This window comes from Streptomyces sp. NPDC096105, from assembly GCF_044763335.1.
Lineage (GTDB): Bacteria > Actinomycetota > Actinomycetes > Streptomycetales > Streptomycetaceae > Streptomyces.
The window spans coordinates 552,861-568,983 of record NZ_JBIWGC010000001.1 but is presented as its reverse complement, the minus strand read 5'-3'; the positions used below and the strand labels follow the sequence as shown (position 1 = coordinate 568,983).

12 protein-coding genes are annotated in these 16,123 nt (G+C 71.8%); 7 read left to right on the top strand and 5 right to left on the bottom strand.

Going from position 1 to position 16,123, the window contains the following annotated elements; all coding sequences use genetic code 11:
• The first annotated feature begins 138 nt into the window (after window positions 1–138).
• Genes ACIQ8B_RS02490 through ACIQ8B_RS02475 form a run of 4 tightly spaced genes read left to right on the top strand, consistent with a single transcriptional unit; the run spans window position 139 to window position 4,839 of the window.
• Window positions 139–1,497, top strand: coding sequence for an extracellular solute-binding protein (locus ACIQ8B_RS02490; RefSeq protein ID WP_403544693.1), 1,359 nt, complete (start codon window positions 139–141; stop codon window positions 1,495–1,497).
• Window positions 1,494–2,444 (top strand): carbohydrate ABC transporter permease, encoded by a 951-nt coding sequence (locus ACIQ8B_RS02485; RefSeq protein WP_403544691.1) that lies wholly within the window; start codon window positions 1,494–1,496, stop codon window positions 2,442–2,444. The genes ACIQ8B_RS02490 and ACIQ8B_RS02485 overlap by 4 nt, the downstream gene beginning before the upstream one ends.
• Window positions 2,441–3,295, top strand: a complete 855-nt coding sequence (locus ACIQ8B_RS02480; protein WP_403544689.1) for a carbohydrate ABC transporter permease — start codon at window positions 2,441–2,443, stop codon at window positions 3,293–3,295. The genes ACIQ8B_RS02485 and ACIQ8B_RS02480 overlap by 4 nt, the downstream gene beginning before the upstream one ends.
• 38 nt (window positions 3,296–3,333) lie before the next feature.
• A complete protein-coding gene (locus ACIQ8B_RS02475; protein WP_106414355.1) occupies window positions 3,334–4,839 on the top strand; it encodes an alpha-N-arabinofuranosidase in 1,506 nt (501 codons plus the stop codon).
• 25 nt (window positions 4,840–4,864) lie between these two features.
• Here the strand turns inward: ACIQ8B_RS02475 and ACIQ8B_RS02470 are convergent, their stop codons facing one another.
• From ACIQ8B_RS02470 to ACIQ8B_RS02450, 5 genes are all read right to left on the bottom strand, one after another.
• Window positions 4,865–7,699: a beta-galactosidase gene (locus ACIQ8B_RS02470; protein ID WP_403544687.1), complete on the bottom strand. Its 2,835-nt coding sequence runs from the start codon at window positions 7,697–7,699 to the stop codon at window positions 4,865–4,867.
• A gap of 342 nt (window positions 7,700–8,041) precedes the next feature.
• Window positions 8,042–9,283 carry a helix-turn-helix domain-containing protein gene (locus ACIQ8B_RS02465; protein WP_290004685.1) on the bottom strand — a complete coding sequence of 414 codons (1,242 nt, stop codon included), beginning with the start codon at window positions 9,281–9,283 and terminating at the stop codon, window positions 8,042–8,044.
• Between the two features lie 227 nt (window positions 9,284–9,510).
• The gene (locus tag ACIQ8B_RS02460) at window positions 9,511–10,452 is read right to left on the bottom strand and encodes a hypothetical protein (RefSeq protein ID WP_403544684.1); all 942 of its coding nucleotides are present in this window, start codon (window positions 10,450–10,452) and stop codon (window positions 9,511–9,513) included.
• A 48-nt stretch (window positions 10,453–10,500) separates the two neighbouring features.
• Window positions 10,501–12,069 (bottom strand): DUF6801 domain-containing protein, encoded by a 1,569-nt coding sequence (locus ACIQ8B_RS02455; protein ID WP_403544682.1) that lies wholly within the window; start codon window positions 12,067–12,069, stop codon window positions 10,501–10,503.
• A gap of 133 nt (window positions 12,070–12,202) precedes the next feature.
• On the bottom strand, window positions 12,203–12,823 hold the full coding sequence (locus ACIQ8B_RS02450) for a hypothetical protein (protein WP_106414360.1): 621 nt from the start codon (window positions 12,821–12,823) through the stop codon (window positions 12,203–12,205).
• Window positions 12,824–13,543: 720 nt separating this feature from the next.
• Between ACIQ8B_RS02450 and ACIQ8B_RS02445 the strand changes: the two genes are divergently transcribed.
• From ACIQ8B_RS02445 to ACIQ8B_RS02435, 3 genes are read left to right on the top strand one after another with little or no spacing between them, the layout of a single operon-like run.
• A complete protein-coding gene (locus tag ACIQ8B_RS02445; protein ID WP_290004679.1) occupies window positions 13,544–14,548 on the top strand; it encodes an ABC transporter ATP-binding protein in 1,005 nt (334 codons plus the stop codon).
• On the top strand, window positions 14,545–15,309 hold the full coding sequence (locus tag ACIQ8B_RS02440) for an ABC transporter permease (protein ID WP_290004678.1): 765 nt from the start codon (window positions 14,545–14,547) through the stop codon (window positions 15,307–15,309). Before ACIQ8B_RS02445 ends, ACIQ8B_RS02440 begins: the two co-directional genes overlap by 4 nt.
• Before the next feature lie 6 nt (window positions 15,310–15,315).
• Entirely contained in the window at window positions 15,316–16,122 is an 807-nt protein-coding gene (locus tag ACIQ8B_RS02435; RefSeq protein ID WP_290004677.1) for an ABC transporter permease, read from the top strand.
• Window position 16,123: the final 1 nt, after the last annotated feature.

The following is a 16,123-nucleotide window of genomic DNA, read 5'->3' as shown; positions in this document are numbered from 1 at the left end:
CTACGGTCCCGTTCGAAGTTACGGGCGTCATCCGAAATTTCGAACGCAGCGGCATTCCGCACACTGCGGCATCTCGACCACAGCGACACCTCGGACACAGCGACACCTCGGACACTCGATGAGCAGATGGGGCAGGGAATGGGACGACCTGGCCTGAACCGCAGGCAACTCCTCGCCGGGCTCGGCGGGCTGACGGTCGCCGGGAGCTTCGGCTTCGCGGCGCTCGGCACGGGGGCCGACGCGCTCGCCTCCGGCGCGGACACCCGGGTGCGCTACTGGAACCTCTTCAGCGGCGGCGACGGATACAACATGATCGCGATGCTGGACGCCTTCCGGGCGCACCACCCCGGCATCGAGGTGAAGGACTCCACGCTCCAGTGGGGCAACCCCTTCTACACCAAGCTCGCCATGGCCGCCGCGGGCAACCGCGCCCCCGAACTCGGCGTCATGCACCTCGGCCGGGTCCCCGGCTTCTCGCCCGGCCGCCTCCTGGACCCCTGGGACACGGAGCTGCTGGCCCGATTCGGTGTGCGCGAGGCCGACTTCGACGCCGACCTGTGGCGGCGCGCCGTCGTCGACGGCAGGCTCTACGCCCTCCCGCTCGACATCCACGTCCAGCTCTGCTTCTACCGCAAGGACGTCCTGGACCGCGCCGGCCTGCTCGGCCCCGACGGCCGCATGGCGCCGGTGACGTCCGCCGAGGAGTGGTTCGACGTGCTGAGGGAGGCCAGGGGGGCGACGAGGAAAGGGCTCCAGACCATCGGCCTGTGGCACAACGACCAGAACTTCCAGTGGTGGTTCTTCGTCGCCTTCTACACCCAGCTCGGCGGCACCTGGTTCGACGACGCCAACGCGCGCGTCACCTTCGACACCGAACGCGCCACCCGGGTCCTGCAGTTCCTGCGCCGCCACCTCACCGACGGGTACGCCGATCCCGGCTACGGCGGCGGCGCGGGCGCCGAACAGTTCGTCAACGGCGCCCCGTTCGTGTGGGAGGGCAACTGGTCCGTGCCGGTCTTCGACTCCGCGAAGGCCGAGTACGGCGCCGTCCCCCTGCCGCCGGTCTTCGGCCGCCCCGCCACCCACGCCGAGTCCCACGCCTTCGTGCTGCCGCACCAGGCGGGCCGGGGCGGGGCCGCCGACGAGGCCGCCCACCGGCTCGCCGCGTACATCGTCCGGCACGCCCGGCAGTGGGCCGCGGGCGGCCACATCCCCGCCCACACCCCCACCCTGTCCACCCCCGCCTACCGCGCGCTCGAACCGCAGAACGAGTACGTGTCCGCGATGGACCACCAGGCCACCGAGCCCAAGGTGTGGTTCGCCGGCTCCACCGGCATCCTCGCCCAGCGGGTCGGCCCGATCGTGGTCTCCGCCACCACCGGCTCCGCCCGGCCCGACGCCGCCGCCCGCCGGATGAGGAGCGAACTCGCCGCCCTGCTCGCCTCCAGGAACCCGATGGACGGCCGCACCGCCGCCGAGGCGGGTGACGCCGCATGACCGCCACCGGAGCACGGACCGTCCTCCGCCCGGCCCGGACCGGGGACGCCGCCCCCGCCGCCCCCGCCACCTCCGTCCGCCGCGGACAGGGCCTCCAGCACGGCGGCTGGTTCGTCGCCCCGTTCCTCGCCCTGTTCGCCCTCTTCGTCGTCTGGCCGCTGCTGCGCGGCCTGTACCTCAGCTTCACCGACGCCAACGTCTCCGGGGACCACGCCTCCTTCGTCGGCCTCGACAACTACCGGGAGGCCCTGGACGACCCGCTGATGTGGGAGGCCCTCGGCCACAGCGCGTACTTCACGCTGCTGGTGGTGCCCTGCATCACCGTCCTGGCGTTCCTCCTCGCGATGCTCGCGCACCACATCGAGCGCGGGAAGTGGCTGTGGCGGCTGTGCTTCTTCACGCCGTTCCTGCTGCCGTCCACCGTCGCCGCCAACCTGTGGCAGTGGCTGTTCAACCCCGGCACCGGCATGGTCAACCACGTCCTCGGCCTGGAGACGCCCTGGCTGACCGACAAGTCGTACGCGATGCTCGCCGTGGTCGTCACCACCCTGTGGTGGACCGTCGGCTTCAGCTTCCTGCTCTACCTCGCCGCCCTGCAGAACATCCCCGCGCACCTCTACGAGGCCGCCGCCCTGGACGGCGCCAACGCCTGGCACCGCGCGGTCCGCATCACCCTGCCGATGCTGCGCGCCATCACGGGACTGGTCGTGACGCTGCAGATCCTCGCCTCGCTCCAGGTCTTCGACCAGGCCGTGGTGCTGCAGGACTTCGGACCCGGCCCCGAGGGCTCCACCCGCACCTTCGTGCAGTACACCCTCGAACAGGGCTTCACCAGCTACCGCGTGGGCTACGCCTCCGCGATCTCCCTCATCTTCTTCGTGCTCATCGCGGCGGTCGCCCTCGTGCGGATGTGGCTGCTGCGCACCCGTGAGGAGGACGGCCGATGACCACCGCCGCCGTACCGCGCCCCCGCCGCCCCTGGACCCCCGGCCAGATCGTCCTCACCCTGCTCGGCACGGCCGTCTCCGCGGTGTTCCTCGCGCCGCTCGCCTGGGCGCTGCTCACCTCCCTGAAGTCCGAGACCGAGGCCGTGCAGGTGCCCCCGCACTGGCTGCCCGAGGACTGGACCGGCCAGGCGTGGACGGCCGTCCTCGAGACCGGCGACATCACCAACTGGTTCGTGAACTCCCTCGTGGTGTCGGTGTGCGTCACGGCCGTCGTGCTGCTGGTCGGCGCCCTCGCCGGATACGGCTTCGCCCGCACCGAGTTCCGCGGCCGGGCGGTGCTGATGGGCGTGGTGATGGCCGGCCTGATGGTCTCCCCGGCCGTGCTCGGCGTGCCCCTGTTCACCACCGTGCAGCAGCTCGGCATGGTCGACACCTACTGGGGCATGATCCTGCCGCAGTGCGCGCCCGCCGCGATGGTCTACATCCTCTACAAGTTCTTCCAGGGCGTGCCGCGCGAGCTGGAGGAGGCCGCGTTCATCGACGGCGCGGGCCGCTGGCGGGTGTTCTTCACGATCATCGTGCCGCTGTCCCGCCCGTCCCTCGCCGCGGTCGGCATCTTCACCTTCATCAGCTCCTGGAACAACTTCCTGTGGCCGTACATGGTCACCAACAACCCCGACCTGATGACCATGCCGAACGGCATCGCGACCGTCATGAACTCCTACGGCATCCAGTGGGCCCAGCTCATGGCCGGCGGACTCATGGCGGGCCTGCCGCTGATCGTGGTCTTCGTCTTCTTCCAGCGCCAGATCGTGGCGGGCGTCGCCCACACCGGCCTCGCCGGCCAGTGACGCGCCCGCCGCAGGACCCGACCCGTCGAGAGGACACGATGCGCACCGCCCGCTTCACCCTGGACCCCGCCTTCACCGTCGGCACGGTCGACCCCCGCCTGTTCGGCTCGTTCGTCGAGCACCTCGGCCGGTGCGTCTACACCGGCGTGTTCGAACCGGGCCACCCCACCGCCGACGCCGACGGCATCCGCGGCGACGTCCTGGACCTGGTCCGCGAGCTCGGGGTCACCGCCGTGCGCTACCCCGGCGGCAACTTCGTCTCCGGCTACCGCTGGGAGGACTCCGTCGGCCCCGTCGAGGACCGCCCGCGCCGCCTGGACCTGGCCTGGCGCTCCACCGAGACCAACCGCTTCGGCCTGTCCGAGTACATCGCCTTCCTGCGGAAGATCGGGCCGCAGGCCGAGCCCATGATGGCGCTCAACCTCGGCACCCGGGGCGTCGCCGAGGCCCTCCAGCTCCAGGAGTACGCCAACCACCCCGGTGGCACCGCCCTGTCCGACCTGCGCGCGGCCCACGGCGACAAGGACCCCTTCGGCATCCGGCTGTGGTGCCTGGGCAACGAACTGGACGGCCCCTGGCAGACCGGCCACAAGACGGCCGCCGAGTACGGCAGGATCGCCGCCGAGACCGCCCGCGCCATGCGCCAGATCGACCCCGGCGTGCAGCTCGTCGCCTGCGGCTCCTCCGGCCGCTCCATGGCCACCTTCGCCGAGTGGGAGGCCACCGTCCTCCAGGAGACGTACGACCTGGTCGACCACATCTCCCTGCACGCCTACTACGAGCCGCTCGACGGCGACGTGGACTCCTTCCTCGCCTCCGCCGTCGACATGGAGACCTTCATCGAGGACGTGGTGGCCACCTGCGACCACGTCGGGGCCCGCCTGAAGTCCCGGAAGAAGATCAACCTCTCGTTCGACGAGTGGAACGTCTGGTACATGTCCCGCACCGACGAGCAGGTGAGCGCGCTCGACTGGCCCGAGGCGCCGCGGCTGCTGGAGGACAACTACAGCGTCATGGACGCCGTCGTCCTCGGCTCGCTGCTGATCGCGCTGCTCCGGCACGCGGACCGGGTCACCGTCGCCTGCCTCGCCCAGCTGGTCAACGTCATCGCCCCGATCATGACTGAGCCGGGCGGCCCGGCCTGGCGGCAGACGACGTTCTTCCCGTTCGCCCAGGCCTCCGCGTACGGCCGCGGGGAGGTCCTCGACGTGCGCGTGGACTCGCCGACGTACGAGACGAAGCGGTACGGCGAGGCGGACCTGCTGCACGCGACCGCGGTGCGGGGCGAGGACGGCACGGTCACCGTGTTCGCCGTCAACCGCTCCCGTACCGGGCCGCTGCCGCTCGACGTCGCGCTGAACGGGCTCGGGCTGACGTCCGTCGTCGAGCACAGCGTGCTCGCGGACGCCGACCCCGACGCCCGCAACACCCTCGCCGAGCCCGAGCGGGTGGTGCCGCACGCGGCCGAGGGCACCGCGCTGGACGGCGGCCGGCTCTCGGCCGTGCTGGAGCCGCTGTCCTGGAACATGATCCGGCTGGCGTGACGCGGGGGCCGCGCGCCCGGTGGGCTCACCTCCCCGGTGGGTCCACCGGCTCGACCGGGACGCCGCCGCGCGCCGCGCCCAGCAGCGTCAGCCGGACCGTGCCCGGTCCGGCCGGGGTGGTCCCGTCGGACAGTACGGCCAGCGCCAGGGTGTTGGAGCCGCGGGTGCGCAGGATGCCGTTGGGCAGCACGAAGGTGTGCTGCGGGCCCACGTCGTTGACGTACTGGCCCAGGTTCCAGCCGTTGAGGAAGATCTGCGCCCGGTAGGCGCGCTCCGGGTCGTCCTCCAGGGTGAGCCCGACCGACGCGTCCAGCTCGGGTTCGAGACCGAGCCGGAAGCGGGTGCGGTACCAGGTGACGCCCTGCCGCCGCTCCGCGCGCGGGAGTTCCACCACCCGCCAGCCGCGGTCGTCGTGGTCCGGCAGGTGCCAGCCGCGCCGTTCCCCGTACAGGCCGCCGTTGTTGAGCGGGCCGGTCACCCGCTCCGGGTCGGCGGCGCCCCGGACGCGCCACTCGACGCCGCGGTCACCGCCCGCGAACGCGGCGGCGACCAGTCCCCGGGCGGCCTTGTGGGCGTCCTCGCCGGGCTCCGTCCCGGCGTGCTGCATGGGCCGCACCAGCACGGACAGCACGTGCTCGCCGGGGGTGCGCAGCGCCCCGGGGACGGTGAACCGCGCCGTGGCCGTCCAGGTGCCGCGCGAGACGGTCCCCTCGTCGGGCGCCGGCATCCGGTGGGTGCCGAGCGGCCGGCCGTCCAGCCAGGCCATCAGCAGCCCTTGGGTGCCGGTGCTGTAGGAGAGCGCCACCGACCGGATGCCGCGCAGGTCCTCGACCCGCCCCCGGTACCAGACGTCGCCGTGGTGGAAGCCGTAGTCGTCCGCGAACAGCACGGGCCCGCCCTCGGGCACGGGCGTGGAGCTGTGCGAGGCGGTGCGGTCGGCGACCGTCCAGGCCGAGTCGTCGAAGTCCGGGTCGGACTCCGGGTTCTCCGCGCGGCACCGCCAGCCGTCGAGGGCGGGCAGCGCCACCGCCCGCACGGCCGGCATCAGCCCCTCCATCACCCGGCTGCGGGCCCGGCCCATGTAGGTGGGCACCGGCTCGCCGTTCCAGGTGACCTCGGCGATGCCGCGCGGCCCCCACACCTCCACGCCGGTCTCGATCGTGACGTCACCGGTCAGGTGGAGGGTGGAGTCGCGCAGCGCGGCCGAGCGCAGCATGGCGGGGCCGTAGACCACCAGCGGTCCGGCCGGGGTCTCGTAGGTCCACAGGCGCAGCGCGGTCTCGTCGTCGGCGAACAGCAGCACGAGGGGGGTCTCGGAGTCGCCGTCCTTGACCAGCACCCGGCTCAGGCCGCCCACGCCGAGCGGGACGACGAGGTTCAGCCGGCCCCGGTCGTAGGCCCAGGCGGGTTCGGTGTCCGCGCGGTCGACGCCCGGCTGCTTCTCACAGTCCAGCGCGAGCTGGGCGGTCTCCCCGTGACGGCCGACGAACACGGCCACGTCCTGCCGCCCGGTGGAGACGGAGAGCATCGGCTGGACGGTGGTGTAGGCGAGCGTGCGGTGGCCCAGACGGAGGTCCGTCGCGAGCAGCTTGGCGTCGCCCGCGGCCACGGTGACCGGCACCTCGATGCCGGTGCCGGGCAGCAGGGCGCGCACCTCCTCCTCGGAGTCGTTGCGCACCACGAGGAACCGCGCGCCGGTGTCCGGGTTGGCCAGGCGGCGCACCGTCAGCCGTCCGTCCGCGACGCGCTCCTGGCCGTCGCCGGCCGGTTCCAGCCGGGCGAGGTCGGGCACGGTCCGCACCAGATGGCCGAGCTGCTGGACGGCGGCCATGTTCGGCGCCGGCCGGCGTGCCTCGTCGAGCACCGCCCCGTAGTCGTAGGAGGTGTGGACGCCGGGTCCGGGCAGCCAGCCCCACGACGTCCCGCCGAACCCCATGCCGGTGTGGTGCACGGTGACCCGGTCGGCGAGCGCGCTGAGATGGCGCCGCCGCTCGTGCACCGCGTCGTGGGTCTCGCGCACCCGCGCGTACCCCTCGCCGCCGGACAGCGCCCCGCCCCAGGCGTCGGCCGCCCCGCCCGCCACGGCGGTGAGACCGGCCGTGCGGGGTCCGTCGCCGCCGGTCCAGCCGTCCCCGTCCAGGACCGGCACGTCGATGCGGTCGGCGCGCACCGTCGCGTACAGCCGGGCCCGGTGGGCGCGCGCCGCGGGGTCCCCGGCCGGCACCGGACGCCCGTCCTCCAGCCGGTACAGCAGCACCGTCCCGCCGCCCGCGGTGTACAGGTGCCGTACGGCGATGGCGTCGACGGCGGTCAGCCACGCCTCGGCGTGCCGCAGGTACTCGGGGTCGTCGGTGCGGGCGGAGCCCGCGGCGGCCGTGAGCCAGCCGGGGAGGCCGCCGGCGTCCAGGTCCGCGCCGAGGTAGGGTCCGGGCCGCAGCACCACGTACAGCCGCTCCTCGGCGGCCACGGAGAGGAAGCGGTTCAGGTCCCGCACCCCGGTGAAGTCGTGCACGCCGGGCGCGGGGGAGTGGACGTTCCACGGCACGGGCACGTCAACCGCGTTGAAGCCGTGGGCGCGCAGCTTCTGCAGCACGTCCCGCCACAGCGACGGGCTCGGCAGCCGGAAGGGGTGGACCTCGGCGGACCACAGCACCAGGCGCGCGCCGTCGACCAGCAGGGAGTGCCGGTCGTGGGCCACGCGATGGCGCCGGCCGTCGGCCTCCGGCGGCGGGGGCGGCGGCCCGGTCGGCACGACGCGCGGCCCCCGCGGGCCGGTCGCCGCCCCGCCGCTGCCGGCCAGCGCGAGACCGAGCGCGGCCGTGCCGGCCAGGGCGGTGAAGGTGCGCCTGCTGAGCTCCAAGGGAGCGCCTCCTGGTCTGTGCCACAAGGGGTGCTGGTGGGCCATTGTCCCCGAACCGGAACGCCCCCCGTTCACGTGGGAGCCCCGGCACGCCCGCCGCGTTCACCGGCGGTGTACGGACCGGGGGCGAAGGACCGGAGCCGGCCCTGGCCGGGAGTCACCGCGGGAACGACCCGTCCGAGGTCGGCTCCATGGCCATGGACTCCACGGACGGGGACATCAGCGCGGTGTACCACCCGGCGTGGAAGCGGTGCCCGGCGAAGCGACCTGACGGCGTGGTCCCGTACGGGAGCCGGCGGGCGGTCGGGGGAGACTCCGGCCGCCCGTTCTGCCGACGCGCGCCTACTGACCGGGACGGGGCAGGTCCGTGCCGTCCCGCGCGCCGTCGCGGCCGAGCAGGTGGCGCGCGCGCAGGGCCACCTCGAGCGCGAACCGGTGGTCGGGGTCGGCGAGCCGGTCGCCCAGGTGGGCGTCCAGCGTCCGCAGCCGGTAGCGGACGGTCTGGGCGTGCACCCCCAGCGTCTCGCCGACCTGCTCGGCGGGTGCGCGGGTGGAGACGTGCACCCGGAGGGTCTCGACGAGCCGGTCGCGCCGCTTGGCGGTCAGCCCGTCGAGCGGCGCCAGCTCGCGGGCGGCGAGACGGTCGACCAGGGCGGGGTCGGACAGCAGCCACAGCGTCGTCAGATGGTCCTCGCAGCGGACCAGCGGGGCGTCCGGCACGACGCCGTCGTCGACGAGCTGCAGCAAGCGGCGGGCCCAGCGGACGGAGTCCGCGGCCTGGGCGACCGGCACGGCCAGGCCCACCGCGGCACGGGTGCCGGACAGAGCCGTACGGAGCATCTCGAGGCGTTCGGGAGTGAGCTCACCCGGCACGAGCAGATGCGGCTGCGGGATGTCGAAGTCGGCGAGGACGTCGCTGTCGAGCCCAGCCTGGATGTGCTCGGGGACCGGCGGGCGCAGGGCGACGAGGAAACACGTCCGGGGCAGTTCCCAGGCGGCGGACGCGCACAGTTCGGACGCGGTCGTCCGGGGGAGCGGGGAGGCGGCCAGGAGGAGGTGTAAGAGCTGTCTTCGTAACGCGGACACCTCGGACACGGCTCTCTCCCGTACCTCCGTGTACCCCTCCCGGGTGACGGCCTCCAGCTCCTCGACGTACGCGAACAGGGCGTCGGCGAAGGCGAGGACCGTGGTGGGGGAGAGGCTGTGCTGCCGCCCCAGTGTCTTGGCCCGGCGCAGTGCGATGCGCGCGCCGAGCCGGTAGGCGCCCTGGAGCACCTCCAGGTCACGCCCCTCGTAGGCCTCGACCCGGCCGAACCTGCGCAGGAGTTCGTCCCGCAGCTCCGAGGTCGTGCCGGGATCGGCCACCCGGTCCACGAAGGCGGTGAGCGCCTGCTCGACGCCCTGGCGGATGGCGTGCCCGTCGGGACCGTTGAGCAGCCTGCCGTACACCGGGTAGGCGCGGGTGACCTCGGTGCGTATCTCGTTCAGCAGCCCCGGCAGCAACGGCCGCATGAGGGCGGCGAACTGCCGGGGGAGGGGATCGAGCGGCTCGCCGAGCACCGAAGGACGTTCGATTGAGGGCATGAGTGATCCCTTGCTCTCCGACCTGTCCGGCGGGGCGGCCGACCGGGTACGCCCCGCCGGACGGAGCCCGGCCGGGCCGCCGCGTGCACCGGTCTGAGCAGCCGACGGTAAGTCAACTTCGTTGTGTTGTACACATCTTGTGCAGAAACCGCTTCATTGGGAGTGGTGTGGTTCCCCGGGGAGGACGGGCGTCCCCGGGGAACCCGGACGGGCCGGTGCGCGGGCCGTCACTTGACGGCGGAGTGCCAGTTCTCCGCCAGCACCGCGCCGGCGCGGGGGGCCACGGTGCCGGGCGCGTTGAGGCCGGTGAGGTAGGTCTGCGTGTTGTTGAGGGTGAGGCTGTTGTTCCCGGAGGCGGAGGGCAGTCCGGTCTTGGCGTTCACCGCCAGGTTGATCAGACCGACGTTCAGGCCGCAGCCGGTGGCGCCGGGGACCGCGAAGGTGCTGTCGTTCTGGGTGGAACCGGTGAGGTTGATCCGGCTCATCTCGCCGGCCGGGTCGGAGGTCCCGTCACCCTGGAAGAAGGACATGTCGAACGCCGGGAAGTCGCGGTTCTCGGGGCGCAGCACGATCGGGTTGGCGGCCGTGCCGATGTAGCACTTGCTGCCGAGCAGCGGGTTCTCCAGGTGGATGCGGACCGGCAGGGCGACGATGGGCATGTCCGTCAGGATGCCCGCGGTCTGGTTGAAGGCGTAGGGCGCGCCGACCGACTCCATGATCGCGGTGATCTTGTTGAGGCTGGAGTTCTCCAGCGACTCGCACAGGCCCGTGATGACGGGTATGTCGCTCGGGCACATCAGGCCGAGCAGTCCGCCGGGCACGGTGGCGGGTTCGGCGATCAGCGCGCCGCCGGGCGGGGCCACCACACTGCTGGTGCCGTCCGCGTTCTGCACGATGCCGATCTGCAGGTTCGTCTTCCCCGTGACCACGGTCGTGTTGCCCAGCTTGATGGAGCCGCTGGTGGAGCTGGAGACCACGCACTGCGGTGTCTGTGCGAGGCCGTCGGCGGCCAGCATCGCCGGCGCGTCCACCGGGCAGCGGGTGAAGGGGGCCCACTCGCCGTTCAGCGCGGGCTCGGCCGCGGTCGCGGTGCCCAGGGAGGCGAACGCGCCGAGCGCGGTCAGCGCGGAGACGGTGGCGAGGCGGGTGCGGGTGGAGAACGGGGGCATCAGGATACCTTTCGGGGACTCGTGAGGGTGGGTGGAGGGGCGGAAGGCTCAGCGCTCGGCGACCGGGATCTGGTAGGGCTGGAGGTCTTCCGTGCACTGGCCCCTGGACTCGGGGGTTTCGAACACCGGAGCGCTCGGCGTGCACGTCTGTCCCTGTATCTGCTTGATGTGGTTGCCGGGTCCGGAGACGGAGGCGGTGAGGAGGCGGTCGAGGTTCTCGCGGCCGCCGCCGCACCCGGTGAAGGCGGGTATGGTCGCCTCACCGGTCAGCGGGCCGCCCGTGAGGAGCATGTAGCCGGTGGCGTCCTCGGCGTACTTCTGCTCGCCCTTTCCGTACATGACCAGATGGTCGCCGGGGTGGTTCGCGGGGTCCGGATCGGTGGAGCGCAGCGGTTTCTCCGTCCGGCAGCCGGAACCGACGTCCAAGGGGACGCCGTTGACCTCGAGGTCCGTCACCCGGAGGCGCAACGGGACCCGGACGAAGGTCTCCGCCACGATGTCCAGCCCCACGTAGGTGCTGGCGAATTCGATGGTCATCGGGCCGGTCTGTTCCAGCACCATGGTGGCCGTCGTCGGGACGAAACCGAAGCTGAGGAAGGTGCTCCGGAAGGGGGGCGACTGCTTGCGCCCCTCGTGGCGCAGCTCGCCCTCGGCTTTGATCGTCACGACGAAATTGCCGTTCTCGTCCGGTTCGGCGAGCATCTCCTTCGTCTCGAGCAGCACGCAGGACACCGGCAGGAGCGAAGCGCCCTTCTGCTTCTTCACGTTGCTGTAGCCGGTGATGTACGCGTTCATCGACAGAGGGCCGAACGGGTTCTCCTCGGTGTAGGCGCAGGGCGGCGCGTCCCGGCCCGCCGCGGAGCCGGCCGGGTTCTCCGCCACCTCCGGCGCCCGGTCCCCCTGCCGGTCCCGCGGTGTTCCGGAGGACGGTTCCGGTGTCCCGGGGGAGGCGTCGGGCGGGGACGGCGAGCCGCTCGGCTCCGCGGCGTCCGCACCGACCGGCACGGTGGCCAGCAGCCCGCCCTCCGGCGTCTTGCCGGCGGGGGAGCACGAGACGGTCAGCGGCCGGGGGCCGACGGCGGTCCCGTCCGCCGCGCCGGGCGTCAGGTCGACGGTGAGGTTCCCGGCGGAGAACCTCAGTTCGCCGTGGCCCTGTCCGGTCACCGTCGGGACGTCACCCGTCGCGGTCAGCGTCAGAGGCCCGGACGCGGGAAGAGCGACCGGCTGCGCGGTGCCGTGCCAGATCGCCTCGGCCGCGGCCTCCCCCTGGGCGACGCCCACGGTGAGACGGGTCGCGGCCCGCACGGTGGTCGCCTCGAGCGCGGTGAGGTCCGCGACCGCCTCGGCCGGCAGTTCCACGGTGGTGGTGACGCCGGTGGGCGAGATCGCCTCGCCCCGCTCCGCCCGGTCGGGGAACTCCGCCGAGATCCGCACCGTCGACGCCCGTTCGCCCGAGGGGAGGGCACAGACGTAGGGCAGTTCGGCGTCGACCTTCTGGGGGCCCGCGGCGGAAGCCGCGGCCGGGACCATGGCGGCCAGTACGACGAACGCCGCGATCGCCGCGCCCCTGACGCGGACACGGGAGGGCCGTGACGCGGCGGTGCGGTTGCCTCTCAAAGCTACTCCGCTCGGGTTGTCCGGAGGTTGTCCGGAATCGGGGTGCGGGGGCCGGCACCGGCCGGTTCCGGCACGGGTGGCCCGCGAACGCCCGGCCGGGTGCGCCGGCCGGGCGTTCGCGGACGGGGGCCTCTTACGGGTTGGTGCCGACGATCGTCGGGATGGCGCCGTTCGCCGCCTTGATGGCGTAGTTGCCCTTGAAGAGGGGCTTGGTGGCGGTCGTGATGACCGTGCCGCAGTTGACCGGGTTGGTGACGGTCAGTTCGCCGGCGACGCTGTTGACGGCCAGGATGCCGGTGGAGTTGGTGTAGGTGGCCGAGGCCTTGCCCTTCACCGTGAACTTGCAGACGCCGGCGGTCACGTTGGCCGTGACGTTGCCGACGTAGCCCTTGGTGACGCCGGCGGCGTAGTCCTGCGCGACGACGGTCCAGGGGGTGACCGCCACGGTGGTGACGGTGCCCAGGACGCTGGTGCACGGGGTGGAGGCGGTGCCGAAGTTGATGGCGCTGATGGTGGCGACCTGGGCCGGGTTGCCGGTGGCGCTCCCCATGGTGCCCGAGGCGCTCGAGGTGGTGCACGTCATCGGGATGGTGGCGGTCAGCACGATGTTGCCGACGTTCGTCGCCGTGTAGCCGCCGCCCGGGGTGACGGTCCACGTCGTGGACGGCACCGCCGAGGCGGGGGAGAGGGTGAGGCCGAAGGCGGCCGTGGCCGCACCCGCCACGACAGCGGTCCTTCTGAAGGTCTTCTTCATGGCTCGGAAATCTCCTTGAGGGTTGACCGGCGGAGACGGGCCGTGGCCGACGTGGGTGACGGAACGTGTGTACGGCCCGCGGCCGGACGTGGCCTGTCCGTGAGCCATGACGTTACTGGCGGTAAACTTAGCTGAACAATGCGGCGGTCCATGATTCTTTTAAAAGGGGAACAAGCTGTTTCCGGAGTGAGTGGTCCGCAGTTCACCTTACTCAGGTGCCGTCAAGGACGACAGGTGCGCACCGGTAGCGGTCCGCCATTCCCCGAGGAGCTTCCGTTTCGTGCTCCGTGCTCACCGGCTGACAAGTTCCCGTGAGCTTGTTGTGCTCTTGCTGACAAATTTCGGATGGTCGGAGCCGGTATCCCGGAAAACTCGGATCACGGTGTTGCCTGCCGAGGTTACTCGGCCGTAACGTGCCGGTGTGGTGCTCGGTTCCAGGTCGGCGGCCCCTGCCGGCCGGAGCCGCGACGGACGTTCTCCGACCCATCCTCCCTCGGTTCGGGTGTCTGTCGGCAGGGTCTCGCGTGCCTCCACGCCCCCCGGAGCGGTGAGACCTTGTCTGTCTCCCCGGAGACAGATGCGGGGGTGCGGTGTTGTCGGTGCGGTGACAAGTTCCGGGGGGCCGGCGCGCATCCGGTGTCCCGCCCGTTGTCGATGGGCTCCGCATCGACTTAACGTGCGCCCGCGGCGCATATTCGACGGACGTCCGCTGGAGGTGACATGGGAATCGAAGTCGTGGTCGAGGGACTGACCAAGTCCTTCGGCAGGCAGAACATCTGGCGGGACGTGTCGCTCACTCTTCCGGCCGGAGAAGTCAGTGTGATGCTGGGTCCTTCCGGCACCGGAAAGACAGTTTTTCTGAAGTCGCTCATCGGGCTGCTCAAACCCGAAAAGGGACGTGTCCTCGTCGACGGGGTGGACATGGTGAACAGTCCGGAGAGGGATATCTACGAAGCCCGTAAACTGTTCGGTCTCATGTTCCAGGACGGAGCCCTTTTCGGGTCCCTGTCCCTTTTCGACAACATCGCCTTCCCGCTGCGTGAGCACACCCGCAAGAAGGAGTCCGAGATCCGCCGTATCGTCATGGAGCGGATCGAGGTCGTCGGACTGCTGGGCGCGGAGGGCAAGCTTCCGGGTGAGATCAGCGGAGGCATGCGCAAGCGGGCCGGGCTGGCCCGCGCGCTCGTGCTGGACCCGCAGATCATCCTGTGCGACGAACCGGACTCGGGGCTCGACCCGGTCCGCACCGCCTACCTCTCGCAGCTGCTGATCGACCTGAACGCGCAGATCGACGCGACGATGCTGATCGTCACCCACAACCTCGACATCGCCGCCACCGTGCCCGACAACATGGGGATGCTCTTCCGGCGCGAGCTCGTCACCTTCGGCCCGCGCGAGGTGCTGCTGACCAGCGAGGAGCCGGTCGTCTCCCAGTTCCTCGGCGGCCGGCGCGAGGGACCCATCGGGATGTCCGAGGAGAAGGACGCGGCCACCCTCGCCGCCGAGGCGAACACCGCCGTCCCCGCCGCGCCCCGGGTGATCGTCCCGCAACTGGAGCCGTCGCCCGGCCTCCCGCCGCGCCGCGCCGTCGCCCGGCGGCGTGACCGGGTCATGCGCATGCTCGACACCTTGCCGCCCGCCGCGCGCTCCGCCATCCGCGAGACCTACGCGCGGGACGCGCGGGCGGCCACCGTGACGATGCCCGTCGCCGGGAGCGGCGCATGATCAGCGGCGCGCTGCGCGAGACCGGCAGACTCTTCGCGCTCGCCGCCGAAGTCAGCCGCGCCGCCTTCCGAAGACCCTTCCAGTTCCGCGAGTTCGTCGAACAGTTCTGGTTCGTCGCGAGCGTGACGATCCTGCCCGCCGCCCTCGTCTCCATCCCCTTCGGTGCCGTCATCGCCCTCCAGGTCGGCTCCCTCACCCAGCAGCTCGGCGCCCAGTCGTTCACCGGAGGCGCCAGCGTCCTCGCCGTCGTCCAGCAGGCGAGCCCGCTCATCGTCGCGCTGCTGATCGCCGGCGCCGGCGGTTCCGCCATCTGCGCCGACCTCGGCTCACGCAAGATCCGCGAGGAACTCGACGCCATGGAGGTCATGGGCGTCTCCCCGGTGCAACGACTGGTCGTGCCCCGGGTCCTGGCCGCGATGGGCGTCGCGGTCCTGCTCAACGGCCTGGTCTCCGTCGTCGGCATCCTCGGCGGCTACTTCTTCAACGTCGTCATGCAGGGCGGCACCCCCGGCGCCTACCTCTCCAGCTTCTCCGCCCTCGCCCAGCTGCCCGACCTGTACGTCAGCGAACTCAAGGCCCTGGTCTTCGGGTTCATCGCCGGTATCGTCGCCGCCTACCGGGGCCTCAACCCGCGCGGCGGCCCCAAGGGCGTCGGCGACGCCGTCAACCAGTCCGTCGTCATCACCTTCCTCCTGCTCTTCTTCGTCAACATGGTGATGACGGCCGTCTACCTCCAGATCGTCCCGCCGAAGGGAGGCTGAGGTCCGATGGCCTCCCCGCTCGCCCTGCTGGACCGCTCCGGCGACCAACTGCTGTTCTACGCACGGGCCCTGCTGTGGATCCCGCGGACCCTGCACCGGTACCTCAAGGAGGTGCAGCGTCTCCTCGCCGAGGTGGCCTTCGGCTCCGGCGGCCTCGGCGTCGTCGGCGGCACCGTCGGCGTGATGATCGCGATGACGCTGTTCACCGGGACCGTCGTCGGACTCCAGGGCTACGCGGCCCTCGACCAGATCGGCACGGCCGCGTTCACCGGATTCGTCTCCGCCTACTTCAACACCCGCGAGATCGCCCCTCTCGTCGCGGGGCTCGCCCTCTCCGCGACCGTCGGCGCGGGCTTCACCGCCCAGCTCGGCGCCATGCGCATCAACGAGGAGGTCGACGCACTCGAGGGCATGGGCATCCGCTCCATGCCCTACCTGGTCACCACCCGCATCATCGCCGGCGTCGTCGCCATCGTCCCGCTCTACGCGATCGGGCTGCTCTCCTCCTACGTCGCCTCCCGCTACGTCACCGTCCTGTTCAACGGGCAGTCCCGGGGGACGTACGACCACTACTTCAACCTCTTCCTCTCCCCGACGGACGTGCTGCTCTCCGTGCTGAAGGTGCTGATCTTCAGCGTGATGGTGATCCTCGCCCACTGCTACTACGGGTTCCGCGCCTCGGGCGGCCCCGCCGGTGTCGGTGTCGCCGTCGGACGGTCCGTGCGCAACGCCATCGTCCTGATCAGCGTCACCGACTTCTTCCTGTCGCTGGCCCTGTGGGGTGCGACCACGACCGTGAAGGTGGCGGGGTGAG